Origin of the sequence: Peptostreptococcus porci, from assembly GCF_009695815.1 — a bacterium.
Taxonomy (GTDB): domain Bacteria; phylum Bacillota; class Clostridia; order Peptostreptococcales; family Peptostreptococcaceae; genus Peptostreptococcus; species Peptostreptococcus porci.
In genome coordinates, this window is the sequence record NZ_VUNE01000002.1 from 162,271 (window position 1) to 187,958 (window position 25,688).

Annotated in this window: 27 protein-coding genes; all 27 read right to left on the minus strand. The window is 33.5% G+C overall.

Annotated elements, in window-relative coordinates; all coding sequences use genetic code 11:
• Window positions 1–42: 42 nt before the first annotated feature.
• Entirely contained in the window at window positions 43–1,761 is a 1,719-nt protein-coding gene (locus FYJ71_RS04825) for an ABC transporter ATP-binding protein (RefSeq protein ID WP_154537690.1), read from the minus strand.
• Window positions 1,751–3,502, minus strand: a complete 1,752-nt coding sequence (locus FYJ71_RS04830; protein WP_154537691.1) for an ABC transporter ATP-binding protein — start codon at window positions 3,500–3,502, stop codon at window positions 1,751–1,753. Before FYJ71_RS04830 ends, FYJ71_RS04825 begins: the two co-directional genes overlap by 11 nt.
• A gap of 1 nt (window position 3,503) precedes the next feature.
• Complete coding sequence (locus FYJ71_RS04835) at window positions 3,504–4,112, minus strand: TetR/AcrR family transcriptional regulator (RefSeq protein WP_195836897.1); 609 nt, start codon at window positions 4,110–4,112, stop codon at window positions 3,504–3,506.
• A gap of 269 nt (window positions 4,113–4,381) precedes the next feature.
• Window positions 4,382–4,768, minus strand: a complete 387-nt coding sequence (locus tag FYJ71_RS04840) for a desulfoferrodoxin family protein (protein ID WP_154537693.1) — start codon at window positions 4,766–4,768, stop codon at window positions 4,382–4,384.
• Between the two features lie 48 nt (window positions 4,769–4,816).
• The gene (locus tag FYJ71_RS04845; protein WP_154537694.1) at window positions 4,817–5,215 is read right to left on the minus strand and encodes a Fur family transcriptional regulator; all 399 of its coding nucleotides are present in this window, start codon (window positions 5,213–5,215) and stop codon (window positions 4,817–4,819) included.
• A gap of 30 nt (window positions 5,216–5,245) precedes the next feature.
• On the minus strand, window positions 5,246–5,791 hold the full coding sequence (gene rbr, locus FYJ71_RS04850) for a rubrerythrin (protein ID WP_154537695.1): 546 nt from the start codon (window positions 5,789–5,791) through the stop codon (window positions 5,246–5,248).
• 407 nt (window positions 5,792–6,198) lie between these two features.
• Window positions 6,199–6,609 carry a universal stress protein gene (locus tag FYJ71_RS04855; protein WP_154537696.1) on the minus strand — a complete coding sequence of 137 codons (411 nt, stop codon included), beginning with the start codon at window positions 6,607–6,609 and terminating at the stop codon, window positions 6,199–6,201.
• Window positions 6,610–6,843: 234 nt separating this feature from the next.
• Entirely contained in the window at window positions 6,844–8,466 is a 1,623-nt protein-coding gene (locus FYJ71_RS04860) for a cobalt-factor II C(20)-methyltransferase (protein ID WP_154537697.1), read from the minus strand.
• A 38-nt stretch (window positions 8,467–8,504) separates the two neighbouring features.
• Window positions 8,505–9,269, minus strand: a complete 765-nt coding sequence (cobK, locus tag FYJ71_RS04865) for a precorrin-6A reductase (protein ID WP_154537698.1) — start codon at window positions 9,267–9,269, stop codon at window positions 8,505–8,507.
• Window positions 9,266–9,994 (minus strand): precorrin-3B C(17)-methyltransferase, encoded by a 729-nt coding sequence (gene cobJ, locus FYJ71_RS04870; protein WP_154537699.1) that lies wholly within the window; start codon window positions 9,992–9,994, stop codon window positions 9,266–9,268. The genes cobK and cobJ overlap by 4 nt, the downstream gene beginning before the upstream one ends.
• On the minus strand, window positions 9,991–11,088 hold the full coding sequence (locus FYJ71_RS04875; protein WP_154537700.1) for a cobalt-precorrin 5A hydrolase: 1,098 nt from the start codon (window positions 11,086–11,088) through the stop codon (window positions 9,991–9,993). The genes cobJ and FYJ71_RS04875 overlap by 4 nt, the downstream gene beginning before the upstream one ends.
• 15 nt (window positions 11,089–11,103) lie before the next feature.
• Complete coding sequence (locus FYJ71_RS04880) at window positions 11,104–11,856, minus strand: cobalt-precorrin-4 methyltransferase (RefSeq protein WP_154537701.1); 753 nt, start codon at window positions 11,854–11,856, stop codon at window positions 11,104–11,106.
• 24 nt (window positions 11,857–11,880) lie between these two features.
• Entirely contained in the window at window positions 11,881–12,438 is a 558-nt protein-coding gene (locus FYJ71_RS04885) for a decarboxylating cobalt-precorrin-6B (C(15))-methyltransferase (protein WP_154537702.1), read from the minus strand.
• Between the two features lie 20 nt (window positions 12,439–12,458).
• Complete coding sequence (gene cbiE / locus FYJ71_RS04890) at window positions 12,459–13,094, minus strand: precorrin-6y C5,15-methyltransferase (decarboxylating) subunit CbiE (protein WP_154537703.1); 636 nt, start codon at window positions 13,092–13,094, stop codon at window positions 12,459–12,461.
• 22 nt (window positions 13,095–13,116) lie between these two features.
• Complete coding sequence (gene cbiD / locus FYJ71_RS04895; RefSeq protein ID WP_154537704.1) at window positions 13,117–14,268, minus strand: cobalt-precorrin-5B (C(1))-methyltransferase CbiD; 1,152 nt, start codon at window positions 14,266–14,268, stop codon at window positions 13,117–13,119.
• Window positions 14,269–14,384: 116 nt separating this feature from the next.
• Window positions 14,385–15,026: a cobalt-precorrin-8 methylmutase gene (locus FYJ71_RS04900; protein ID WP_154537705.1), complete on the minus strand. Its 642-nt coding sequence runs from the start codon at window positions 15,024–15,026 to the stop codon at window positions 14,385–14,387.
• Complete coding sequence (locus tag FYJ71_RS04905) at window positions 15,001–15,915, minus strand: GHMP family kinase ATP-binding protein (RefSeq protein WP_154537706.1); 915 nt, start codon at window positions 15,913–15,915, stop codon at window positions 15,001–15,003. Before FYJ71_RS04905 ends, FYJ71_RS04900 begins: the two co-directional genes overlap by 26 nt.
• On the minus strand, window positions 15,915–17,003 hold the full coding sequence (locus FYJ71_RS04910; RefSeq protein WP_154537707.1) for a pyridoxal phosphate-dependent aminotransferase: 1,089 nt from the start codon (window positions 17,001–17,003) through the stop codon (window positions 15,915–15,917). The genes FYJ71_RS04905 and FYJ71_RS04910 overlap by 1 nt, the downstream gene beginning before the upstream one ends.
• Window positions 17,000–17,974, minus strand: a complete 975-nt coding sequence (cbiB, locus tag FYJ71_RS04915; protein ID WP_154537708.1) for an adenosylcobinamide-phosphate synthase CbiB — start codon at window positions 17,972–17,974, stop codon at window positions 17,000–17,002. Before cbiB ends, FYJ71_RS04910 begins: the two co-directional genes overlap by 4 nt.
• An 11-nt stretch (window positions 17,975–17,985) precedes the next feature.
• Window positions 17,986–19,371 carry a cobyrinate a,c-diamide synthase gene (locus tag FYJ71_RS04920; protein WP_154537709.1) on the minus strand — a complete coding sequence of 462 codons (1,386 nt, stop codon included), beginning with the start codon at window positions 19,369–19,371 and terminating at the stop codon, window positions 17,986–17,988.
• Between the two features lie 110 nt (window positions 19,372–19,481).
• Window positions 19,482–20,333 (minus strand): cobyric acid synthase, encoded by an 852-nt coding sequence (locus FYJ71_RS04925; protein WP_154537710.1) that lies wholly within the window; start codon window positions 20,331–20,333, stop codon window positions 19,482–19,484.
• Between the two features lie 14 nt (window positions 20,334–20,347).
• On the minus strand, window positions 20,348–20,992 hold the full coding sequence (locus FYJ71_RS04930; RefSeq protein ID WP_154537711.1) for a histidine phosphatase family protein: 645 nt from the start codon (window positions 20,990–20,992) through the stop codon (window positions 20,348–20,350).
• 28 nt (window positions 20,993–21,020) lie between these two features.
• Window positions 21,021–21,794 carry an adenosylcobinamide-GDP ribazoletransferase gene (gene cobS / locus FYJ71_RS04935; protein ID WP_154537712.1) on the minus strand — a complete coding sequence of 258 codons (774 nt, stop codon included), beginning with the start codon at window positions 21,792–21,794 and terminating at the stop codon, window positions 21,021–21,023.
• Window positions 21,795–21,808: 14 nt separating this feature from the next.
• Window positions 21,809–22,399: a bifunctional adenosylcobinamide kinase/adenosylcobinamide-phosphate guanylyltransferase gene (locus FYJ71_RS04940; protein WP_154537713.1), complete on the minus strand. Its 591-nt coding sequence runs from the start codon at window positions 22,397–22,399 to the stop codon at window positions 21,809–21,811.
• A 48-nt stretch (window positions 22,400–22,447) separates the two neighbouring features.
• A complete protein-coding gene (gene cobT / locus FYJ71_RS04945) occupies window positions 22,448–23,503 on the minus strand; it encodes a nicotinate-nucleotide--dimethylbenzimidazole phosphoribosyltransferase (protein WP_154537714.1) in 1,056 nt (351 codons plus the stop codon).
• Window positions 23,504–23,572: 69 nt separating this feature from the next.
• Entirely contained in the window at window positions 23,573–24,727 is a 1,155-nt protein-coding gene (locus tag FYJ71_RS04950) for a S41 family peptidase (RefSeq protein ID WP_154537715.1), read from the minus strand.
• Window positions 24,728–24,741: 14 nt separating this feature from the next.
• Entirely contained in the window at window positions 24,742–25,680 is a 939-nt protein-coding gene (locus FYJ71_RS04955; protein ID WP_154537716.1) for a transketolase family protein, read from the minus strand.
• Between the last annotated feature and the right edge of the window lie 8 nt (window positions 25,681–25,688).

Below are 25,688 nucleotides of genomic sequence, written 5' to 3' on the forward strand. Positions count from 1 at the left end.
GCTAATGATATAAAATTTTCTATTTCAATCTATATAGATGTCTTAGTAGACATAGGAATCTGTTAATTCGGATTTTTCGATCATTTTGCTATAAATCTCTGATGTTTTTAATATTTCTTTATGCACACCCTTTGAATCTACAGCGCCATCATTCATGACAATAATTTGATCTGCGTTCTCCACTGATTTTAGTCGATGTGATATAATAATTACCGTCTTATCCTTAATAAGTTTGTTAATACTGTTTTGTATTTCCATTTCATTTTCCACGTCCAACGATGCCGAAATCTCATCGAGTAAAATTATAGGTGAATCCTTTAAAAAAGCCCTTGCTATGGAAATTCGCTGACGCTCTCCACCAGATAACTTTGATCCATTTTCTCCGATAACAGTGTGATATCCTTTTGGCAATTTTTCAACTATCTTGTCGACATTAGCTAACTTTGCAGCCAAAATTACTTCCTCATCAGTTGCATCTTTTCTACCTATTCTTATATTTTCCAAGATAGAATTATTGAAAAGCTCTACCTTTTGGAATACAATCGATATATTTTCAAACATGCTTTCAGTGCTTATACATTTTATATTTTCCCCGCCAATACATATCATCCCACTGTCATAGTCATACAGTCTTGAAATCAACCTCAAAATAGTAGTTTTTCCACAGCCTGATGGCCCTACAAGTGCAGTAACTTCACCTTGCTTTGCAACAAAACTCACATTATTTATAACCTTGTTGTTACCATAAGAAAAGCTTACATCCTTTAATTCCACCTCAAAGCTTTTTAGCTTTTTATCATCGCCATCTTGAATTTTTTCTGCCTTAAGATCTCTAATTCGTTTAAAAGAATCTTCAAAAAACAACGCCATCAAAATATATTCATTAATAGCTGAATACTGTGAAGATATCGTTGTAGCCGCCATCAAATATCCTACATAATAAAGAACAGTTATCTCTCCTTTTGTGAATAATATGACTCCCACTACTGCTGTAAATACAGGTGCCAAATACGGCAACAATCCTACCAAAAATGACATAAAGGCCATTTTAAATTCTGCTTTTATATGTATCCTTTCACTATCCTCTAATTTTTTACCAACATCACCTTCTACTTGATTCTGCATTGAATAGCTTTTTATCTCTTGTTGCATTTCAAAGGCTTCTTGAAAGCTTGCTGCATTTTCAAGGAGAGTCCTATAGTATTTTCTAACTCCTCTTGTTTGTGCTCTTCCTGTAAAAAACATAATGCATACTGCTGTCCATATAGGCAATACTACTGCCAATCCCATAAGAGGTGCATTTAGTATTAATAGGATACTAATAAAAATAAAAAAGTACAAAAAACCTATTCCTTGTGATAAAGCGTGACTGATTACTATTTCAATATTATTTACATCCATCATAATTGTTTGAGACAAATCAGATAAATTATGCTTCGAAAAATAAGAAAGTGGTAATTTTTTAAACTGATTTGCTATATTTTCTCTCAATGCCACACTTTCTGCGTAAGTGGTGTCAAACGTCAATATATATTCCTTTCTCAAAATAAGATACATGACTATTACGATAATCGTCAAAATTGCCATATACACCGTAAGATTTTTCAACTCCCCTCTCAGGTAGTCCTGTAGAAACATAAACACTAGCACAGGTGGAAATGTAAAGCTGAAATATTTTAAAAAAGTAAAAATTGATGCTTTTAGCGTATTACTTATTCCCTGATCTGTCAGCGCAAAATATTTTTGAATTCTAGTTTTCATTGACAACCCTCCATTCATTTGCATTCTTAAACAGCTCTCTAAAATATCTGTATTTTGTATTACCTTCCATCAGCTTTTCATGACTGCCTCTTTCAATAACCTTTCCTTCATCAATTACCAATATTTCATCCACATTTCTAATACTCGACAATCTATGTGCAATCATAATTACGGTTTTATTTTTCATTAAATTTGAAAAAGCTCGTTGCATTTCATATTCATTTTCGGGGTCACTTGCAGCACTTGCTTCATCCAAAATTATTATCGGTGCATCCTTTAGTATTGCTCTCGCTATGGCTATCCTTTGAATTTCACCACCCGACAAATGAACACCTTCTGCACCTATTATAGTTTTTTCTCTTGTCTCAAATTTGTCGAGAATATTATTGCACATTGCAATCTCCAGCGCTCTCATAACTTCTTCATAACTGGCTTCAGGATTTCCAATTTTCACATTATCAAAAATAGTTCTACTAAAAAGCTTTGCGTGCTGAAAAACAAATGCAATATTCTTTTCTAAGGCTTCACCTGAGTATTCTTTAATATCCTTACCACCAATTTTCAATTTTCCACTAGATACCGGATAAAAGCCTGATATCAATTTTGCGATTGTAGATTTACCACCACCAGAGCTTCCAACTAAAGCATATTTTTTGCCAGATTCTAATTTCAAATCAAACCCATTTAAAATACTAACATCTTTCTCGTAACCAAATGACACTTTCTCAAACTCGATATCATAATTTTCCATTTTTGTTATATTTCCCATTACTAACTTATTTTCATCCATTTTCTCAAATAAATCTTCCAATTTATCTATGGCATCCTTAGCCAACGTTAAATTTTTACTGAAAAACATTATTTTTACAAATGCGCTATTCAAAAGTCCTGCAAATGTCATAAAAAATACCACTAAGCTAATTATTTCACTCATAGACTCATTCATAACAATCATAGGATAAGCAATGATGATAATTAAAGCCGAAAAACTCATCATTAAGCATTGAAAAATAACAAACGGAGTTCTACTCATCTGAGAAAATTTGTTTACAACTCTTGAATAATTTAAAATAGACTCGTGAAGCTTTTTAAATGAATCCAAAGTCAAACCAAACACCTTGATTACTTGTATCCCTCTTACATACTCGACAGTCTCGGAGTTAATATCCTCTAACGCCGACATATATTCTTTCATCATATTCTCGTCAGCATACATCAGCTTAAAGGAAATCAATGCCAAAATTATTACTATTGACATAAGCACACCTATTTTCCAGCTTGCCACGAAAGACAATACCAATACTCCAATCGGAAATAAGACGGCATTTACTGAATCCGGCAATATATGTGCAATAATAGTATGCGTATTACCTGTGTTATCATCTATTACTTTTCTCGTCCTTCCTGAAGGATTGATATCGAAAAATGAAAAAGAAGCATTTAGCAAATGATAAAGTCCTCTTTTTTTCATATTAGTTTCCAATCTAAATGCAAACAAGTGACTACAAAGTAGAGATATAATATATGTTACTCCATATAAAACGGTAGTCAGAAAAATATACAAGGATATTTGTTTTATTTCAGTTATGTTTGAATTTGTAGTTATTTCCCTTAGTATTTGCCAGAAAAAATAATATGGCAAGAAAGAGAGACAAGTTGCAAATCCAGAAAAAAACAAAGACAAAACTATAAAAACTTTTTTCTCTTCAGCATATGAAAATAATTTCTTAAAAGTATTCATTTTACACTTCCTCCTTAATGTGGGTAATGGCACTTTTCACCATCTCCTTTATAACTTTTTTATTTAACAAAAAATTTTCCCTTGCATTTAAAATATTTACTCCTAGTATAAAAGTGTTTAAAAGATATGATATAAATATAAATTCTTCATTAGAAGTCTTGTTCTTATTTTCATTATTGAAAAATCTTAACAATTCTTCCTTCGAGGCTTCTTGAATTTTTTGGTATGTTTGAAAAAGTACCTTATCATAGTTTGCTTCGACTAAAAACTGTGCATATATTTTCATTAGTGGATTATCTGTAAGTATTTTATCCACCATCAGCTCCGCCATTATATCTTCATCTTCCAAATCACTAAGAGATAGATTGTTTTCATTAACATAACTCTTTATTAAATCTATTCGGTGTTTATTACCTTCCATAAAAATATCAAATATCATTTCACGTGTGTTTTTGTAATAATAATATACACCACCCTTAGAAAGACTCGTTTTAGAAATCACATCCTCCATAGTTGTATTATGAAAACCTTTTTCAAGAAAACATACTATTGCTGCCTGACATATTTCCTGCTTTCTAATTTCACAAATTGATTTCTTTTTTTCAGTCAATTCAAATTCTCCTAACATTTTATAGTAAAAACTGACATTTTCGTCGATTAAAAACTGACGTATTCGTCGATTTTTATTATACTATTAATGATAATCATTGTCAATAGATTTATTAAAAGATATTATTTTAGTATCTATCCAATTGGCAAACATACGTAAAAAAGGGGTGACACATTCAACTTTACGAACATAGAATGTACACCCCTTATATGTCTGACATTATTCACTTACAGACATATCAATATTCTTTTTTTATATAAAAACCAATATTATATTTCAGCAACCCATAATCCATGAAGATTACAGTATTCATATGCTGCAACAGCCCTATCATCATCTGCCAATGTAAATACTGCCTCAGGCTTTCCTGTATGAGGCAAATCTACTCTCTGAACAGTCTTTTCTGTTACTAGAACTACAAAAGCAATATGATGTTCTTCTGTCATTGGATGTTCTACTGAACCAACCTTTACAGAAACAACATTACCGTTTACTTCAACTGCAGGAACATGCTTTTCACCAGCACCATCTGAAGAGTTTGCCTTCAATAGATTCATAGCTTGTCCACAACAGACTAATTCTCCGCCACCATTAACAACTTTTTCTACTACATTACCACATAGTGAACATTTATAAAATTCAACAGCCTTTGTCATTTTTTTCCTCCATATTTTATTTAACATATCAGTAAAAACATTACGCCTTTACTTAGAATTATCTATATTTAATTCTTTTTTTTTGCATTCACTGCAAACACCTTTAAAAATAACACTACAAGAGTTGACAGTCACTCCAGAATCATTTAAAAATGAATCTGATAATGTGACTAAACCACTATCGATATCTATTATCTTTCCACATTTCTCGCATATAAAATGATCATGCTCCTCTAAGTTACCATCATAGCGAACAGGATCCCCTGGAACATTCAATTTCTTGATATATCCATGCTCTTCAAGCTGTGTCAAGTTTCTGTATACGGTACCCAAGCTTAGATTTGGGTTTTCAACTCTCAAATTTTCATAAATATTATCAGCAGTTAGGTGCGCATTGCTATTGATGACTTCATTTAGTATCATTTCTCTTTGTCTTGAAAATTTCATAACAACACACCTTTCCGATAAATCTAATTACTATTTCCAGCTATCATCCTTAACTCTGAAGTATGCCTGTGGATGCTTACATACTGGACATAATTTAGGAGCTTTCTTAGATACGTGTAAATGACCACAGTTTAAGCATTCCCAAACTACTACATCTTCCTTTTCAAACACTTTACCATCTTTTAGATTCTGAAGTAAAGTTCTATATCTTTCTTCGTGAGCCTTTTCTATAGCTCCAACACCTTCAAACAATCTAGCCAATTCAGTGAAGCCTTCTTCCTTTGCGTCCTTTGCAAATCCTACGTACATTTCAGTCCATTCGTAGTTTTCACCTTCAGCAGCATCCAATAAGTTTTCTTCTGTAGAAGGCACTTCTCCACCGTGCAATGCTTTAAACCAAAGCTTTGCGTGCTCCTTTTCGTTATTAGCTGTTTCTAAGAATATATCAGCTATGTGATTATATCCCTCTTTTTTCGCTTGAGAAGCGTAATATGTATATTTGTTTCTTGCCATTGATTCCCCAGCGAAACCATCATTCAAATTCTTTTCTGTTTTTGTTCCTTTTAATTCAGCCATTTTGTTACCTCCATTTAATACAAAATATATTTAATAAGAAGAATATAGTAATAGTTACTATTATTCTATATAGACAATTATACTCTCAATTAAGATTAAAGTCAAGATAAATATTTCTTCAAATTTCTTAAGATTTTATTACTAATAACTTATTTCAAATAAAAAAACTTAACCTTAATGTCGTAATTGATAATGTTTTTTAATTAGCTAATCACACTAACTCTATACTAGTTTGATACCCTAATAAACCGCTATAAAACAAAAATTTTTTGCATAAGTTTTTTTATCACTATAATGCATTATTCTTCTTTAATCTATTAAATAATATACAACCAATATTATCAGCTTTTATTTACAATACAAAAAAGTGAACCTGCCAATTTGCAACAAGTTCACTTAAATAAAATCTATTCAGGCACTATCATCACTATACTATCAGTGTGCTTTAGCACATAATTAGTTACTGACCCTATGATTCTTGAGAATCCTTTTTTAGTCGATTTCGTCATTACGATAATATCGATATCTTGTTCTTCTGCACGTTTCACTATTTCATCACCTGCATAACCAAATCCAAAGTACAATGATACATCAAATCCAGGTATGCTTTCTTTAGCTTTTTCCAAAAGCTTCTTACCATATTCCTCAGAAATCTTTATTTCATCACTTATTGAAATTCCATCAATGAAAACCAGCTCCTTGATATGAATAATTTCAACCTTAACTTTTTCTGGAGAATACATTTCCTTTACTAGCTCTATTGACTTCATACTTCTCTCAGTACCGTCAATCGGTATTAATACTTTTCTGATATTCATAATAACACCTCCATTAAAAACTAAAAATAACTTCTGTCTTGTCCCTTGTATGTATCTTTATCTTAAGTATATTACTTTATTCGATTTTCGTCAAACGACAAATGACTATATTTTAAAAGTTAAAAAATGCGTTTTTCGAATTAATATTATGTTTTTGTGATAATTTTTTAGTTTAATAACGCGTTTTTGTTAGAATATTTTATTAATAAAACTTATTTCTTTTGTCTAGTAAATCTATATATTTTTATTGATTAATATAGTCGTAAAGTACGGAACGGAATCAAGATTTTTGACTTCTTCAATCCCTCTATAAATTATCTCATTATCCATTGATGAATTAGAAGCTATTAAAGATTTGTCTGATAGCCCTTTTTCTTCAATCATTTTAATTATTTCTTTAAAATTTTTATACACCTTCATTAGAACTATAGATTCAAAACTATCTAATACAGCTGAAATTCTATCGTAGTCGTCTGTACAGGAGATTACCCCCAAAGATTCCTTATCCATTGCAAGAGGAAAATTATTTGATGACGCTATATTGATAAATGATGTGATTCCAGGAATAGTCTCTACTCTCACCCTGCTCTTAACTCTATTATATAGGTATACATATGTGGAATATACCATTGGATCGCCCAATGTGATAAATCCGACAGTTTTACCGTCGTTCGTATCTTGAATTATCTCTTCAGATATTTCATTCCAAGCAGAAATCTTCTCGTCTTCATTATAATTCATCGGAAAATATCTTTCCTTGATTTCCAAATCAGCCTTTAGATATTTGTTGACAATCATTTTTGCAACGCTCTCACTTCCCTTTTTTGCCTGAGGAACATAAAGCGTATCCAATGATTGCAACACTTTTACGGCCTTTACTGTCAATAAATCGCTATCTCCTGGTCCAACACCAATCCCAAAAAATTGAACTTCCCCATGATTTTTCTCAATATTTTCAGTGATTGAACTAGAAGCTACCCTATCATTATTTTTACTAATTGAATTAGAAGCTGCCCTATCATTATTTTCAACAATTGAACTCAAGGCTGATTTCTCATTGATTTCATCACACATATTGCTGACAAATTTATCTTGAATAAATTCAAATTCTCCTATACCCTGCAAATGAATCTCTACATCAAAACCATTGCTCTTTAGAATACTATACCAAGAATCTTCTTCATTACTATTTGCCATATCATTTGTGGCATGATCTCCCGCAACTAAAAGAAGAGGACGCAAATGAACTTTTTCGAGCTTGTCTTTCTTTAATAGTGTTATAACTTCCTCTAGCTCAGGATAGCCTTCGACCGTTCCTATATATGCAGGTGTCTCTTGTAATCTCAGTCTGTAATCGAGAGCAGCGTATGCAGAGTGAGACATATGTTCCGTTCCATGCCCCATCCAAACAGTTGCTGCTTTGATATTATTCTGAATATCTTTTTTGCAATCATCTATAGAAACTCGTTCTATAAAATCCGCCAACTCATTATAGTCTTCCAAATTTGTCAGCAAAGGTCTACCTATTTCAATCCTATCAAATTTATCTCTATACTTCTCAATCACATTTAATAGCTTATGATACTCTTCACCGCAAATGAGATGAAGAGATTGGACATATACTTCTCTATATCCCTTTTTTAAAATTTCTTCAAAGGCCTCGTCAGGAAATAATATATTCTCATCGTACCTATTTTTCATTTTTTTTATAATCATTCTTGATGTCCACGCTCTGAAAAAATCCATATCAGGAAACTTTTCAATCAGTTTATTTTCACATGCTTCTATTGTTTTTTTTCTCGTTTCCACATATGAAGTTCCAAAACTTACGACCAATAACGCTTTTTTTACTGCCATATACTTCTCCCATTTCTTACTATTTTTATCCCAAATAATTATCCAAAAATTATGCTTTCTTGAATTTCTGAAATTTCGTGAACCATTCTTTGATAGTCGATGGTCTTTCTCTTGATGATAATTATTGGTAATCCCAACTCATCACAAGCATCAATCTTATCAAGAAATCCTCCAGCATATCCACTCTCCTTTGTTATAACAACATCCACCTTTGCGTGCTTAAGAAGTGCAACATTAATTTCTTTACTAAATGGACCTTTCAACGCCAATAAATTGTCAGCATTTAGTCCCATGGCTTCGCAAGACCTCAAAACCTCACTAGTCGGTAAAACTCTTGCCACCAATCTCTTTGACTTTAATAGCTTTACATAAGTTCCAAGGTTTTTACTACCAGTTGCTATAAATACATTTTCCCAAGAGTTATTTTTCATAACCATATCACAGGCTTCTTCTATTGAATCAACAATGAACTCACCTTGATATCTAATTTCCTCAAGAAGTGATTTTCTTTCAAATCTAATGTATTTTATATCAGCCTCCTCACAGGCATCCATTGCATTTCTTGAAACATCAATCGCATACGGATGTGTTGCGTCTATTACCTGCCTAATTCCATTTTCACTAATATATTTTACCATCTCATCCTTGTCCATTTTTCCATTGATTATTTTTTTTGCATGAGATGAAGCCAATTCCTTGCCGTATTCAGTAGCAACAGACAAAACAAATTCACTTATACCAATTTCATACAGTCTATCACATATTTTTAAACTATCAGATGTTCCACCGAGCACCAAAATCATATACTATACCCCCTTGGAGTTACCATTTTATCATCATATATATACGTTTCTTTATTTCCTATTATTACCATTGTCGACATATCACAAACTTCAAAATCCATTTCGTCAAATGTCATGATATATTTTTCTAATTCCTCGCCTCTTCCCGCATTTTTTACAATACCAACTATTGTCGAACCATCCTTAAACTCAGACATTATCTCAAATGCCTTTTTTAGATGGTCGGTTCTTCCACGACTTTTTGGATTGTATAAACAAATTACAAAATCAGCCTCAGCAGCCAATTTCAATCTCTTTTCAATAATCTCCCAGGGCGTCATCAAATCACTTAAACTAATCTGACACATATCATGCATAATTGGAGCGCCAAGATCTGCTGCTGCTGAAACACTTGACGTAACACCCTGAACAACGACGATATTCTGTCTTGTTTCTTCCCTAGAGTTCAATTCGTGAATCAAACCAGCCATGCCATATATCCCAGAATCTCCACCACTCACAACAGCCACGATTTTTCCTTTTTTTGACAAATCTATTGCATTTTTACACCTATTTACTTCCTCTTTCATACCACTTTCGTAAACTTCCTTGCCTTCGATTAAATCATATATAAACCTTAGATACGTCTTATAACCTACAACCACATCACTTTTTTCAATTGCCTCTAGTGCTTCAGACGTCATATATTTCCTTCCACCAGGACCAATACCTACTACGAATATCATTTTTCTTTCCTCCCAACAGCCATAGTAATTCCATTATGCTTAACCTTTGAAACAATAATATTTCCATCACACATAATGTGACAAACTGGCTCTGCAACAGAATAAACACCAACCTGCTTTTTTACAAACTCAGACTTATCGTAAAAATCTTGTACCGATTCTATTTTTTCTGGCTTATAAAAGCTAGTCTTCATGCCATATTTTTTCGAAAAATCCAAAATACATCTTTCTTCTTTTTTCAACTCAATACTTCCAATGCAGCATAATGAATCTATGATAATGTCATTTTCAACCAATTTATTGACAATAAATTTCTCAAATTCGTTTGCATCGGTATCCTTCTTACAACCAACTCCGATTACATTTTTTCTTGGAATAACAGGTATTACTCTCAAATTTATCTCTTGCAAGTCTCTAATCAAGCTAATAGAATCAGAAATAACGACCAATATATCATCATTATCACTTCCATCAATAAATTTATTGTCGAAATCTTTGAATTTTGCAATTATATCTTGATATTTTTCAAATAAACAAAATCCTCCCACGCATGTGTCGTCAATGTAATATCCTCTATACTCACTCTGAACATATAAATATATTGTCTTTCCTCTCAACAATTTCGAATTAATTTCCAATGAAAGTGATCTTAGGTTCTTAACACAACCATCCACCCTTTTCACCAACATATCAAATGATCCAAGACCATTTAAGTCTGTAGCCGTGGTTATAACAGGATTTGCATTTATCAGCTTTGAAATAGTCATAGTCATTTCATTTGCACCACCCATATGTCCACTCAATAAGCTTATCACATTCTTTCCTAATTCATCTATCACTATCACGCCCGGATCGCTGAATTTATTAACCAAAAGTGAAGCAATACTTCTGACTACAATTCCAGTAGCCATAATAAAAATCAAAAAGTCACTTTCTCCAAATATCTGTTTCTTTTGCTTCTTGAAATCAGAGTATTGTATTACCTCTATAACACAGTCCATGTCTGTGCTGAAAAAACTATCTTCCAACAAAGCTGAAATTTTGTGTGCCAAATCGATTGAATTTTCCGTAATACAAATAAATCTAACATTCATACCTTCACCTAAAAATTACTTTCTATATTCATGCTTAAATATCTTGTCGTATAATTTTGAATAATTATATTCATCACCCAAAAATTTACCAACCAGAATAAGTGCAGTCTTTTTTATCCCTTCACGTTTTACTTTATCTGCTATATTTCTTAATTCACCTACTACTATTTTTTCGTCCTTCCATGTTGCCTTGTAAACGACTGCAACAGGTGTATCCTGTGGGTAACCACCTTCTATCAACCTATCGACGACATTATCTATATTTTGCACTGATAAAAATATCGCCATTGATGTTTGATTACTGGCAAATAACTCCAATTTTTCTAGCTTTGGAACTGGAGTTCTCCCCTCCAACCTTGTTATAATCAAGCTTTGTGATATTTCAGGAACTGTGTACTCTATCCCCATTGATGCAGCAGCACCTAAAAACGAGCTGACACCAGCAATGCTTTCATACTCTATTCCAAGCTTTTTTAACTCCTCAGACTGTTCTCTAATTGAACCATATAAAGAAATATCGCCTGTTTGCAATCTAACAACAAGCTTGTCATTTTCAACACCATTTTTCATAACCTCTATGATTTGCATCAAATCCATAACAGCACTGTCATAGATTTTACATTCTTCTTTGCAATAATCAAGTAACTCTGGATTTACCAAAGAACCTGCATATATAACGATATCAGCCTGACAAAGTAACTTATAACCCTTTAAAGTTATCAGTTCTTTGTCGCCTGGACCAGCTCCTACAAAATAAATCTTCTTCATGTGTCTCTCCATTCGTAGCATTATCTATTTCTCTGCACTCACAACGAATACAGGATTTAAAGGTTTAAAATATTTTCCACTTCCAAGTGCTTCAAGTTTCGAAACACCAACTTGGATAACTTCGATATTTTTAAATCCAATTTTCTCCATAGCCAAATTACACTTAAAAAAATTGTCGATTAGAATGAAATTGGCAACAAATCTGGATCCATTTTTCATTTTATTATATGACCACTCCAATACGTCCATCAATTCATCTCCCGTTCCACCGACAAATATTGCATCAAATTTTTTATCTGGTTCAAATTTCATTGGAGCGACGCCAAATATTTGAGTTACATTTTTTAAACCAAATTTTTCTATGTTTTTTCGTGTCAATTCATACGCAACCTTGTTTTTCTCAATACTGAATACCTCAACATTCGGATTATTCAATGCCACCTCAACTGTAATCGTACCTGTGCCCGATCCTATATCCAAAAATGTACTCGCACTATTTAGATTTAGCTTTGAAATTGAAATAACTCGAACCTCCTCCTTTGTTATCGGCACTCCATCTGTTATAAATTCAGAATTTTTCATAATATCACCTCAGATTATTATTAAACGTCTCTTTTTATCAAAACTACAACCGATAAGCCATATTCATCTTTTTTTAATATGTCATCAGGCATCCCACTATAAATACATTCATCGTCATAAGACAAATTTTCTCCGACATAGAATAAATAGTCAAAACCTCTTTTTATGACCTCATTGGCTATCTCTTTTGGACCTATTTCTGCATCCGTCAAAATGGCCACCTTTTCATGTCTAAATATTGAATCAAAATTCGGAAGCCTGCCATGGCAGCTTGTAATATAGAGATCATTCATATTTATTTTTATCCTAGAAAAAAGATACTGAACGGAGCTTATTCCCGAATGTACCTCAACCTCAGTTAGTCCTTCAAAATTTCTCTCAATAAAATTGGCAATACCATATAGGTTTGGATCTCCAGAGGCTATAACACAGATTTTCTTGTCAATATTTTCCAAGATATAGCTTTTCATATCACCAAAATTTGACCCTAGTATAAATACTTCCTTCGAGTCAATTTCACCTTGAGCCAGTATCTCATTAACTGCATCAATATTTCTTTTTCCGCCGATTATTATGTCTGCTTCACTTATTATTTTTATAGCTATAACTGTAGTATAAAAAATATTTCCAGGTCCAATACCAACAACGCTTATCATAAAACACCTCGCATTTCCATACCTACTTTTTTGCCAATAGCTGGCCATCCATCGAAAATAACCACACCTCTATTTTAATAGTTCCATCATGATCTCTAATAAACCTCTTTGCACGACTTACAGACTTTTCAGCTATAATTTCAAATACTTTTTCAAATCCATACTCTTTAATTATTGGAATCATTGCATCTGTTGTCACACATTCATTTATCCTGTTTAGAAATTTGAGATCAGCACCCATTAAAGCCAAATTAGAAACCATAATTTCGTTTCTTGCATCGGCAAATCTGCTATGGGTATTCATTATACCTGCCGACATTTTTATCAGCTTTCCAATATGTCCACCGATGACAATCTCTTTAAATCCAAGACGCTTGCACTCCATCAGCATATACCCAATAAAATTGCTCATTTTGACGATTCTATTTTCATCAAATCCAAATATTTCCACCATTGTCGAAAGCCCAATATTTCCAGGTACCAGCACCACCTTTTCTCCGTATTCTCTCTTCATTGAAAGCTCAAGTGTAAGAGCTTTTTTCCAGGCTTCCTCACTCATAGGCTCAACTATACCACTTGTGCCTATTATAGAAATACCTCCCTCAATTCCAAGATTTGAATTGAAGGTTTCTTTTGCAATTTCTTCCCCATTCGGTGCAAAAATTGTAACCAATAAAATTTTATCCCCCAGAAAATCCATTCTGTCAATATCAAAATCGTCAAATACGTTCTCAATCTCATCACATATCATTCTCAATGGAGTTGGATTGATGGCTGGCCTGCCAACATCCACACTAAGTCCTTTTTTTGTTACAATGCCTATTCCCACTCCAGAAGTTATCTCAACACCATCCAATAATTTTTCTGATCTGATTTTCGGCAGCTCATCAATGGTTATTAGCTCCACCTTAGAAAAAATTTTCATTTTATTCGTGGCGTCCACATCATCTCCTCCGTCTTTTACAACATAGGAAATCACACTTCCATTTTCCATTGTTTGACCGACAACTGGAATTTCTATACTTATTCCCTTTGGAGTATCAATATTTACGCTTTTTAGATCTTCTCTGGTTATCAGCTTTATAAGCGATGCCTTTGTCGACGCCGCTGCACAGCTTCCAGTTGTGAATCCACGCCTATATTTTTTTCCATCAATGTATACAAAACTATCCATTTACTTTACCTTCAAAATACAACTTAAAAAAACAGCAAACAACTCACAGCTACATCAATACAGATACTTTGCTTTTAAAATACAAAATTTTAAAAAACCGATAAATTATAGACTGCTTATCTAAAATATTGATATAGTATCGCATTCACTATTGCTGCTGCAAGATTACTGCCACCCTTTCGACCTTGAGATACTATGTACTCTATATCTTCTTCCATCAAACAATCCTTTGAATCCTCTGCTCCTACAAATCCAACAGGAACACCTATTATCACATCTGCACCCAGCCTACCCTCACGATTTAGCTCAATTGCCTTATACAAGGCAGTTGGTGCATTTCCGAAAACAAATATTTTTTCATTTGGCTCACGACTTGCCAATTCTACGGCAGCCATCGACCTCGTAATACCCAACTCCTTCGCAAGCCTAACAGTTCCTTGATCCGAGACAAGGCACTTGTATTCGCAGCCAAGATTATCTAGAATCGACTTGTTTATTCCACTAAGAGCCATAGTGGTATCTGTATAAATACACGCACCTTTTTTCAATGCATTTACTATTGTCTCAATCGCATTGTCCGATATTTTTAGTATATCTAGATAATCAAAATCAGCCGTAGTATGAATTGCTCTCTTAATAATCATCTCCTCCGCTTTTGACTTGAATTTGTATTCAGGATTTATTTCATCAATTATTTCTTGAATTATTTCAAAGCTCTTGTCCTCTATTGCTTTAGGTTTTTTTATGTAGTCTTCCATCGTAATCACCTCTTCTCAAACCACCATCTATCACGCTTCTCACATATATCCTTTTATATTCCTCAGAAATTCTTGAATCTCTAAGTTCATCAATCACATTTTTTATATTTCTATCTTCATCAAAAACCATACCAACTACTGTTCCCGTATGAGCTATATTTACAAAATCAAACCTATGTCTTTCTGATATTTCGATTATCTCTTCTAAAAAAGGAGTTTTCTTTATTAATTCATTGGCAAAAGCACTATTTTTGCAAGCTTTTCCAATCAAGTCAACGTCACCACTACGAAATCCTCGCTTTAGCATTTCGAAGGAGTTATCAGTCAAGCACTTATTTTTCAATATATCCCTATGATAGCTTTTATTTCCTCTCAGCCTTACTGTACTTATCTTTGAATTTGGTTCTAGTACCAATACCTTTTTATTCGCCAATAAACCCAAGCTCTCTCTTACTTCTCCATTTATAGGGTCAAAAATACATACCTCTTTATGAAAAATTGAGTCAGTTGGTTCAATTTTTGCAACTAACTTCGATATCAAATCTGGACTCATATCTCTATTCAAGTAATCCAACACAGCCATGACACTAGCACCAATATCGGCTGTGGAACTAGCCATCCCTTTTCCGACTGGTATATTTGATTTTATGATTATATTTAATTTTTCTGATTCGCTTTTATCATAACCAAAATGCTCAAATACAAGTCCTATTGCATCCAGTGATTTTCTTTTTCTCGTTTTATAGGTCGGATCTCCACCATCACTATCCCATACCATCACTCTTGAAAATAAATCGATACAATATGAACTTATGGATTCCTTATTTCCAGATATTCCTTGAACCAATTCTCCACAAGTACCTGGACAGCTACCATATCCTTTTTTCATCAAAATACCTCTCCCAAAATTTTTTTCAATGAATCGACAAAATACTCATTATCACTTTTCGTTTTTATTGCCACCCTGATGTACCTATCATCCAATCCATCAAAGTCACTTGCATCTCTAATGACTATTCCAAAATCAAGCATCATTTTTTTCTTCAGATTACTGGATTTAAAATTATGTTTTATACTATTTATTCTAATCAAAACAAATGCTGAGTCTGTTTCAAATACGTCTATACCTTGAATTTGCTTAAGATTATTTATAAAGCAATTTCTTTCATCTCTAAAAAAAGACTTTGATTCACTGTAAAATTGATCATCCTCAAATATTTCCAGACCCAATTTTTCAGCGAAAGTATTTACACTCCAAGGTTCCTTAATAGACCACATATTTTCAATAATACTTTCATTTTTGCTTATTGCATAACCAAGCCTAACACCAGGCATTCCATAAAATTTTGTAACTGCTCTCAGCACAACTATGTTGTCATAATCATATCCAATTGCCGATCTACAAAGATCTTCTTCACAAAACTCTATAAAGGTTTCATCTACCACCAATGTAATCCCAGATGATTTACACTTCTCGACGACTCTTTCCAAATTTCTCAACCTACCATCTGGATTATTTGGATTGCATATAAATATCAAATCCAAACCATCATAATTGTCATCCTGATTGATTTCAAGTGTATTCTCTCCGACGATCATGTGGTACTTAAACAAATTTCTTCCCAATGATTCAACAGCTCTCTGATACTCTGAAAAAGTCGGACATACTACTCCAATTTTTTTAAATTTATCAATTTTTGAAATCAAAAAAATCAACTCTGTGGCTCCATTACCGACACAGATATTTGCGTGTGAAAAAGATGTTTTGTACCTTTTATTTATGCTATTAGAAATAACTTTCCTTAGGCTGTTATATTCAATATCTGGATACCTCTTTATTTCATCAATTGAGTTTGATATCACTCTACTGACACATTCTGGCATCCTAGGATTGATATTAGAGCTAAAATCAATTATTTCTTCATTTATTTTATACTTTCTTTTTAATCTATCAATATCTGCACCATGTGAACTCATATACACCTCAATACAATAAATACCATATATATAATTAGAAAAATCATCAATGAAATCAACGATGCAAAATTCATTAATCTAATTGTTCTTATGATGTCTTCTCTTTCTAAATTTCTGTTTTTATCACCGATAGTCGGCTTATAAACTTCTTCTCCAAAATATACATTAGTTCCGCCAAGCTGTACTCCAAGTGCTCCAGCAACTGCACCTTCGGGGATTGCACAATTTGGGCTATTGTGATTTTTTCTGTCCCTAATACCAATAACAACGCAGTTTTTCCAATCGTACCCTAGGAAAAAGCTGGCGATTGTAAATGACACCAACGAAAATCTCGCTGGAATATAGTTGAAAATATCGTCAAGTATCGCAGAAAACATTCCGATATTAACAAACCTTTCATTTTTGTAACCTAGCATCGAATCCATTGTATTTACAGCCTTGTAAACCATAGATAAAATCGGTCCACCTATAAACGCATACATCATTGGAGCTATCGTACCATCTACGGTATTTTCTGCAACTGTTTCAACTGTTGCTCTAATTATCTCCTCTTCGCTGAGATTTGAAGTGTCCCTGCCAACAATATATGACAGTTGAACCCTTGCTTCATCAATATCGTCCAATTTATAGTAGACCTTTTTTGCCTCCTTACCAAGACACTTTGTTGATAGACAAATACAAATTACTATTGCATTAACCAATAATACCATTATGACATTTCTATCAAACAGAGACACTAGAAGATAGGTAACTATTGCCGTTACTGCCACAGTAGAAACCCAAATCAAAAGTCCACATAATTTCTGCTTTTTTTCACTTGTAAATAACTTTGAATTTCTAACAGCTTTCTCTAATCCCGAAACTAATTTTCCAATATAAATAACGGGATGCGGAAACCAGTACGGATCACCTATAATCAAATCTAAAACAAATGCCAATCCAATTGAGATCGGCAGTATATAAAAACTCATATATTCCTCACCTATTTTTTATTTTTTTCAACACAGCTTAATATATAGCACACTATGCTTAAATTGTTGTAAAAATGAATGTGTAAATATGTGGCTAATGTATTATTTTTACAATATCCACCCTCCCATTCATCAATTATTCTTCCATCCGAGAATTTTTGAACTGTAAAAGAAGTCTTTTCATCTGATACAAACACAGAATGATGAAATTCATGACCACATATTTGCTGCCCTTTATATGAAATCAAATTATCCTCTTTTGCTGTAGCAACACAGTATCCAAACCGCTTTAATGACTTGGTCATTTGACTATAGCCATCTAATGCTCCTACCATCTCAAATCTGTTTCCTTCAGTGTCCAACATATAGTCACCCAAATACATCAGACCACCACACTCAGCATATATCGGTTTACCAGCTTCATGTTGCTCTCTGATACTCTTTTTCATCGACTCATTTTGTTCTAGCTCCCTTGCAAAAATTTCTGGAAATCCACCACCAAGATAAATAAAATCTGCATCTGGAACTCTTTCATCGTTTAGAGGGGAAAATTCTATCACCTCAACCCCTATTTTTTTGAACAAGTCTATATTATCTCTATAATAAAAGTTAAAGGCTTGATCATAGGCAATTGCAACTTTTTTACCTCTTGCCAATGCTCTTACTTCAGGGTCATCATAAAACATATTCAATTCAAATGTCGAATGAATCATTTCACTCTCAGATAATTCAATGATTCTATCAATGTCAATATGCTCTTCCATCAATTCTGCCACTCTGTCCAATTTATTTTCTAAATCAGTTGCCTGGTCTGCTGGAAACAATCCCAAATGCCTCGACTCTAACTTTATTTCATCACAAGGAGGAAGATACCCCAAAACCTCAATAGCACAATATTTCTCAATAGCTTCTTTTAAAATGTTATAATGCCTATTCGTTTTCACATTATTGATAATAATTCCAACTATATCTACATTCTTATCAAGATTTTTATACCCCAAAGCCATCGCCGCTGCAGAGGCTCCCAGACTTTGACCATTTATGATCAATATTACTGGTGACTTTAAAAGCTTCGAAATATTAGAAGTAGAACATTTATTAATGTCCGAGCCAACCCCATCATAAAGCCCCATTACACCTTCTACCACAGAAATATCTTTATTCTCTGCAGCTGTTTTAAATACATATTTTATCTGTTCATCATCTAGCATATAAGAGTCAAGATTTTTTGAGTATTCTCCTGTCACAAATCTATGATACATTGGATCGATATAGTCAGGTCCAACTTTAAATGGTTGAACCCTTTTATTTCTATTTTTCAGTGCTTTCATCAATCCCAGACTAACCGTGGTTTTTCCTACGCCACTACTCACTCCAGCGATAACAATCTTTTTCATAACTATCTTCCTCTACCTCATCATAAATTTTCTAATATCGTTTTTATAATATTGTTTTTATAATAACGCTTTTTTATACCAAAAACCGCTTTATATCAAAAACCAAATTATTATTTAGTCAATTTTTCATCTTCAAAAATAATTTCATATATTTTTTTAAAATCCAGATTTTCCCTCAGATGTCTGGATAGCTTCTCAAATTCTTTCTCTTTTTCTATTGAAGACTTCGCCACCACATTATTCTTGATACCACAGGCTCCATCCTCTTCTTCTAGGTTAATATCAATAAATGGCACCACTCCAACAACTGGAATAGAAATTATTTCCTCCAGCATTTTTATTCCGTCTGAGAAATAATCTTTATTTCCCCTAAACTTATTTATTATTACTCCCTTTACTCTTTTTCTATCTTCTTGATTTAAAAGCTGTAATGTTCCGACAATCGATGCAAAAACACCACCTCTATCTATATCTGCAATTAAAATTACCGGTGATTCCGAGATTTTCGCCATTTCCATATTCGACAAATCCAAACTGTTTATATTTATCTCAGCTGGACTACCTGCACCTTCCAAAACTACAATATCGAAACCATTCTTCACTTCTTCGTATATTCGTTCCAACTCAAAAACTAAGGAATGTTTATATTCTCTATAATCCTCTGATGACATTTTTGACACCAAATTTCCTAATAATAGCACCTCTGAGACGTGGTTTCCACAAGGTTTTAGCAAAATAGGGTTCATATATGCCATCGGCTCCAAGCCACACGCTTCTGCTTGCAGAGCCTGTCCAATCCCCATAGCCTTTCCATTTTTATCAAAATATGTATCAAGTGACATATTTTGTGATTTAAATGGTATCACAGAGTATCCATCCTCGTACAAAACTCTACAAATACCAGTACATAATACACTTTTTCCAACATTAGATGCTGTTCCTTGAAACATAATACTCGCCATAAAATCACCTTTTTCTATTTGTTCTTTTCTGAGGGATAAGTCCTAATCAAACTACTTTCATATGGCATATATCCCATATATTCGATTATTGGAAACCTGCCATCGAAGCTTATCTTCGTAATGCTAGCATTTCCAACCTTAAAATTCCAGTGATACTTGCTACTCCCTGAAATAAAATATGACAATAAATTTCTTATCGTTCCCATGTGAGATACTACAGCCACACTATCGATATTCTCGTTTGTCTTAATAATTTTCTCAATTGCACTAGTATTTCTATTATACATTTCCTCCAGTGTTTCGCCATTTGGAAATCTGTAATCTCGACCACTTGAAAGAAATATTTTTGCTTCTTCAGGGTATTTCGCTTTTATTTCATCAAAACTCAAACCGTCAAATATACCGAAGTTCATTTCCCTCAAATCATCAAGACATTCTACATCGAGATTTTTCAATTTTGCATAGGCGTCAATGGTTTGTTGAGTTCTCTTCAGAGTAGATGCGTATATCCTTTCCACGTCGAACTGTTTAAAATAATCTGTCATTTTCTCAACCTGTTGTCTTCCTATTTGGCTTAAATCACAGTCGCTAAAACCAGAATATCTAAAAAATTCATTATCAACTGAATGCCCATGTCTGATCAAAAATAGTTCTTTCATTTTAATCTCCTTCTAAAATATATTCGATTTAAATTGTTACTAGCAAAATACATATCAAAAATACCAGCTCTCCAAGCTCTATTCCACATCCCAGAATATCCCCTGTCAATCCACCTATTTTTTTACTAACTAGATATTCAAATACATTGGTCAAAATAAACATCACTCCGACAATTACAATATCTAAAATAGCCTGTACAAAGCTTTTAGAAAATATCGCTGAAGCCACAGTCACCACCAATGCTGTAAAAGCGCTACTAGCTAATAGGGTTCCGATGTCACATTTTCCGATAAACATATTTCCCATTCCGTTTACCCTTGCAGGATTAGATTTATATGACAAAACCACACATACATATCTACCAATCATAGGCATCAAAAAAATTGGCCACAAAATATCTCTGTCTATTAAAATAAAAATAATAATAATCTTGCTCAATACTAAAAAAATAACAGATAAGACTCCATTTGTGCCTAATCTTGGATCTTTCATAATCTCCAATATACCGTCTTTATCTCTGTAACTAAATAACCCATCAAAAGTATCGCCAAATCCATCAACATGAAGTCCACCTGTAATGATAATTTCCGAGATAACAAGGATAAATGGGATTACAATTATAGAATATCTAGGAGACACAAACGTTGTTAGAGCAAGATACTCAACAAGTAATATCCCACCTATAACAATTCCGACAATTGGGAAAAAGATCAGTCCACTTCCCATATTTTTTTCGTATGGAACATCTTTTTTAATTGTGATTCTGGTCAAAAATTGAAGTATGTTAATAAATTTATTCATAATATTTTCCTTTTTTATTTTATTTTGATATGAATACCCGAAACAACCAGATAAGCCTCATCTGACTCTGATGCTATCATCTTATTTACCTTGCCTTCTAAATTGGCAAAATACCTTCCCAATTTATTTTCGGATATTCCTCCCAGACCAATCTCATTCGTTACAAATATTATATCAATGTTTTCTGATTTAACAAAATTCAGAAGTGTTTTAAACTCCATAATAACTTTCTTTTCTACAAAAGCTCTTTCATCAACATCATCAACATCAAATTCCGCATTTCGATCAAATATTAAATTTGAAATCATCATTGTAACACAATCAAGTAGGATCACTTTCCTCGCTGATCTCTCAATCGAATTTGAATAACAAAATTCTCCAATCTCTGTTGGAATCGATTTATATGCTTCGATGGTAAACCAGCTCTTATCTTTTCTTCTTAACTGATGGTCAGCTTTTTTTTGTTCCATTTCAAAATCGAATGGAATACTTGTTGCGACATATAGAACTACAGAGTCACGACACTCAAGTTGTGAACACAGATTTTCAGCAAATTCACTTTTTCCGGAGCTTACCCCACCCGTCACAAAAATTATCTTTCCCATTTCTACCTCTTAATCTACCTTGTCTGATTTCTAAGTCTAATTCCCTAATTAAAGGAATTTCCCTATACTCTCTTCACTTTTTTTACCCATGTGATTGTATGTATATATAGCAGAATCAATAATATTCATTGCCAATGCAGCACCGGTTCCCTCACCCAATCTCATATTCAAATCCATCATAGGCTCCAAGTCTAGTAGCTCCAATGCGAGCCTTGACCCTTTTTCATTGGATAAATGAGAAACAATAATATATTCCTTGCACTTTGGGTTTATTTTGTATGCAAGAAGGGCAGCAGAATATGAAATAAATCCATCTAAAACCACTGGAATCCTATTGGCACTACATCCCAATATTACACCTACCATTCCACCTATTTCAAATCCTCCAACCTTTGATAGGACCTCAATTCCATCAGTAGGATTTGGATTATTGATCTCTATTGCCTTTCTAATAGTATCAGCCTTATTCTTTACAAAGTTGAGATTTAAGCACGCACCGATGTCGGTAATATCTATCGGATCTCTACCAGAAATAACGGAAAGAATTGCGGTTGCTGGTGTGGTGTTACATATCCCCATTTCACCTACACCGATTATCTTATAACCATCGACGATACATCTCTCAGCCACTTCTATTCCATATTCGATTGACTTCACTGCTTCATCAACACTCATTGCTGGTCCATTAGCAATATTGTCTGTTCCTTCTCTTATCTTGTAATCAAGTACTCCATCGATCTTTTTTTTGCCTATTATACCTAAATCCACTGCAACTACATCAGTGTGATTGTGCTTCGCCAAAACTCCAACAGCAGATTTGCCATTTGCAAAATTTTCAAATTGCATCCTGGTAATCGACTGATCCTGTTGAGATACACCTTCAGCATATACACCGTGATCTCCGGCAAATGCTATTATACATTTTTTAGGATTGTCCTCAATTTTGGCATTTCCATAAACACCTGCCAATTTTAGCGTTATGTCTTCCAATTTACCCAATGTGTGCTTAGGGCAAATCAATTCATCCCATCTTTGTCTTGCTTTTTCTATACCTTTGTTATCTAGTGAATAAATATTCCTGGATATACTTATCAACAGATTCATCACTACCTCCAAAATTATCTATATTTGGATATAACCCTCTGCATGGCAGAAGGTTATTTCCAAATAGTATTATTTTTTTTCGATCTCTTTCTTTAGATATTCAACAGCCTTTGGTAACTGTTTCTCAACTTCTTTTACTTCAATAGTAGGTTTAATTCCCTTTTTATTTATATAGTTACCATTTGGTGTGAAATACTGGGCTGTAGTCAGCTTATATCCACTGCCATCTCTAAGCTGAACCACCGATTGAACCAATCCCTTACCAAACGTTAGAGTACCAATAGAAACTCCGGCTTTGTTATCCAGAATTGCACCTGTCAAAATCTCGGACGCTGAAGCAGAATTTCCATTCGTCAAAATAACGATCGGAACATCGACCTTTTGCTTGTCATTGCTCTTTGAGTATACTTTTTTTCCTGTATTATCTTTTGTATAAACGATCACAGATTCACCAAGCAATCTGTCGGCAATTTTTTCTACAACGTCCAAGTATCCGCCGCCATTGTCTCTTACATCTATTACCAATCCCTTGATTTTACTTTTTTCAAGAGAGTCTAATGCTTTATTGAAATCTTCATCAGTACCTTCATCAAATCCAACAATTTGAATATAACCAATATCATTGTCTATTTTTTTACTCTTGATTGATTCCAGCTTTATTTCTTTTCTTTCTATTTTCTTATCAAATAATTCTCCATCTCTTGAAAAGGTAACTGTAACAGAAGTTCCTTCTTCACCTCTCATATTTTTGACAGCAACATCCATTTCTTGATAAGAGTATGCCTTACCATTTACCTTTATTATCAAATCTCCTGCTTTAACTCCAGATTTACTAGCAGGACTTCCATTTATTACTTGTTGTACCTTAATTGCACCAGATGGTTTATCAGGACCAACTACTATACCAACTCCCTTATATTTTCCAGAAGTCGATTCTATAAGCTGGCTCATTTCTTCCTTCGTATAATATGATGAGTATTCATCATCTAGCCCTGAAAACAGACCTTTATACAAACCCGTTTCCAGCTTGCTTTCATCCGTTTTTTTATAGAAATCTCTTTCTATAACATCGGATAACATCAGCATTTTCTTGTATTTTTTGTACTCGGAGCTAGGAATAATTCTTCCAAATCCGAACTGTGTAATCACGAAAGTAGTTACAATCGAAGACGCCACTACTAACGCAATACTTTTTATAATATTTCTCTTCTTATTTGAATTCATATACTCTCCCTCATTTAGTACTTATTATTGAATATATTCTCAACTTTATCAGCTATTGATTTCGGAGTCAACCCAAAGTATTCATAAAGCTCAGAAGAAGCTCCAGACATACCAAATCTGTCCTCAACACCCAATCTAAAAACTTTGGCCGGATAGTTTTCGCATACCACTTCACAAACCGCCGACCCCAATCCGCCAATAATACTGTGATCCTCAACAGTTACTATCAAACCAACATCCTTTGCACAATCGATAATTACATTCTTATCAATCGGTTTTATTGATGACATATTGATAACTCTCGTATGAATACCTCTCTCTTTAAGCATCATTGCAGCTTCGTATGAATTCCATACCATAGGACCACATGATAGAATAGCTACATCATCTCCATCTAGCAAAATATCAGCCTTGCCTATTTCAAATTTATAATTTTCGTCATAAATGTCGTTTAAGTCATCTCTTACCATTCTCATATAAAATGGTCCTTCTTGTTCAGCAATAAAGTGAGTCATCTGCTTTGCTTCTTCAAAATCAGCGGGAACTAAAACTCTCATATTTGGCAATGTCCTCATAATAGAAATATCCTCAAGACTTTGATGAGTAGCCCCATCTTCTCCTGTCATCAATCCTGCGTGAGTAGAACATATTTTCACATTTAAATTTGACATGCACACCATATTTCTTATTACTTCCAATGCTCGCTCAGTTTCAAATACGGAAAAAGAACTTGCAAAAACTGTCTTTCCGGCAGATGCCAATCCTGCAGAAACGCCGATTAGATTTTGTTCGGCAATACCTACATCGACAAATCTATCTGGGAAATTCTCTTTAAAATAAATAGTTTTTGTAGATGATGATAAATCGGCATCACAAACCACAACTTTATAGTTTTTCCTGCCCAATTCAACCAGCGATCTACCATATGCTTCTCTTATTGATCTCTTTTCCATTTGAATAC

What these genes read in the sequence shown, in the direction of transcription:
- cobT (WP_154537714.1), bottom strand. Translation starts at nt 23,503, where the DNA reads ATGAATCTGTTGATAAGTATATCCAGGAATATTTATTCACTAGATAAC.
- FYJ71_RS04900 (WP_154537705.1), bottom strand. Translation starts at nt 15,026, where the DNA reads ATGGAAGACTACATAAAAAAACCTAAAGCAATAGAGGACAAGAGCTTT.
- FYJ71_RS04825 (WP_154537690.1), bottom strand. Translation starts at nt 1,761, where the DNA reads ATGAAAACTAGAATTCAAAAATATTTTGCGCTGACAGATCAGGGAATA.
- FYJ71_RS04875 (WP_154537700.1), bottom strand. Translation starts at nt 11,088, where the DNA reads ATGAATGTTAGATTTATTTGTATTACGGAAAATTCAATCGATTTGGCA.
- FYJ71_RS04855 (WP_154537696.1), bottom strand. Translation starts at nt 6,609, where the DNA reads ATGAATATCAGAAAAGTATTAATACCGATTGACGGTACTGAGAGAAGT.
- cobS (WP_154537712.1), bottom strand. Translation starts at nt 21,794, where the DNA reads ATGAATAAATTTATTAACATACTTCAATTTTTGACCAGAATCACAATT.
- cbiB (WP_154537708.1), bottom strand. Translation starts at nt 17,974, where the DNA reads ATGAGTTTTTATATACTGCCGATCTCAATTGGATTGGCATTTGTTTTA.
- FYJ71_RS04925 (WP_154537710.1), bottom strand. Translation starts at nt 20,333, where the DNA reads ATGGCGAGTATTATGTTTCAAGGAACAGCATCTAATGTTGGAAAAAGT.
- FYJ71_RS04830 (WP_154537691.1), bottom strand. Translation starts at nt 3,502, where the DNA reads ATGAATACTTTTAAGAAATTATTTTCATATGCTGAAGAGAAAAAAGTT.
- FYJ71_RS04885 (WP_154537702.1), bottom strand. Translation starts at nt 12,438, where the DNA reads ATGAAAAATTCTGAATTTATAACAGATGGAGTGCCGATAACAAAGGAG.
- rbr (WP_154537695.1), bottom strand. Translation starts at nt 5,791, where the DNA reads ATGGCTGAATTAAAAGGAACAAAAACAGAAAAGAATTTGAATGATGGT.
- cobK (WP_154537698.1), bottom strand. Translation starts at nt 9,269, where the DNA reads ATGATTTTGGTGCTCGGTGGAACATCTGATAGTTTAAAAATATGTGAT.
- FYJ71_RS04860 (WP_154537697.1), bottom strand. Translation starts at nt 8,466, where the DNA reads ATGGCAGTAAAAAAAGCGTTATTGGTCGTAAGTTTTGGAACTTCATAT.
- FYJ71_RS04920 (WP_154537709.1), bottom strand. Translation starts at nt 19,371, where the DNA reads ATGAAAAAGATTGTTATCGCTGGAGTGAGTAGTGGCGTAGGAAAAACC.
- cbiD (WP_154537704.1), bottom strand. Translation starts at nt 14,268, where the DNA reads ATGGATAGTTTTGTATACATTGATGGAAAAAAATATAGGCGTGGATTC.
- FYJ71_RS04955 (WP_154537716.1), bottom strand. Translation starts at nt 25,680, where the DNA reads ATGGAAAAGAGATCAATAAGAGAAGCATATGGTAGATCGCTGGTTGAA.
- FYJ71_RS04930 (WP_154537711.1), bottom strand. Translation starts at nt 20,992, where the DNA reads ATGAAAGAACTATTTTTGATCAGACATGGGCATTCAGTTGATAATGAA.
- cobJ (WP_154537699.1), bottom strand. Translation starts at nt 9,994, where the DNA reads ATGATATTCGTAGTAGGTATTGGTCCTGGTGGAAGGAAATATATGACG.
- FYJ71_RS04880 (WP_154537701.1), bottom strand. Translation starts at nt 11,856, where the DNA reads ATGAAGAAGATTTATTTTGTAGGAGCTGGTCCAGGCGACAAAGAACTG.
- FYJ71_RS04910 (WP_154537707.1), bottom strand. Translation starts at nt 17,003, where the DNA reads ATGAGTTCACATGGTGCAGATATTGATAGATTAAAAAGAAAGTATAAA.
- FYJ71_RS04950 (WP_154537715.1), bottom strand. Translation starts at nt 24,727, where the DNA reads ATGAATTCAAATAAGAAGAGAAATATTATAAAAAGTATTGCGTTAGTA.
- FYJ71_RS04840 (WP_154537693.1), bottom strand. Translation starts at nt 4,768, where the DNA reads ATGACAAAGGCTGTTGAATTTTATAAATGTTCACTATGTGGTAATGTA.
- cbiE (WP_154537703.1), bottom strand. Translation starts at nt 13,094, where the DNA reads ATGATAAGCGTTGTTGGTATTGGACCTGGAAATATTTTTTATACTACA.
- FYJ71_RS04905 (WP_154537706.1), bottom strand. Translation starts at nt 15,915, where the DNA reads ATGAAAAAAGGATATGGTAGCTGTCCAGGTACTTGTGGAGAATTGGTT.
- FYJ71_RS04845 (WP_154537694.1), bottom strand. Translation starts at nt 5,215, where the DNA reads ATGAAATTTTCAAGACAAAGAGAAATGATACTAAATGAAGTCATCAAT.
- FYJ71_RS04940 (WP_154537713.1), bottom strand. Translation starts at nt 22,399, where the DNA reads ATGGGAAAGATAATTTTTGTGACGGGTGGGGTAAGCTCCGGAAAAAGT.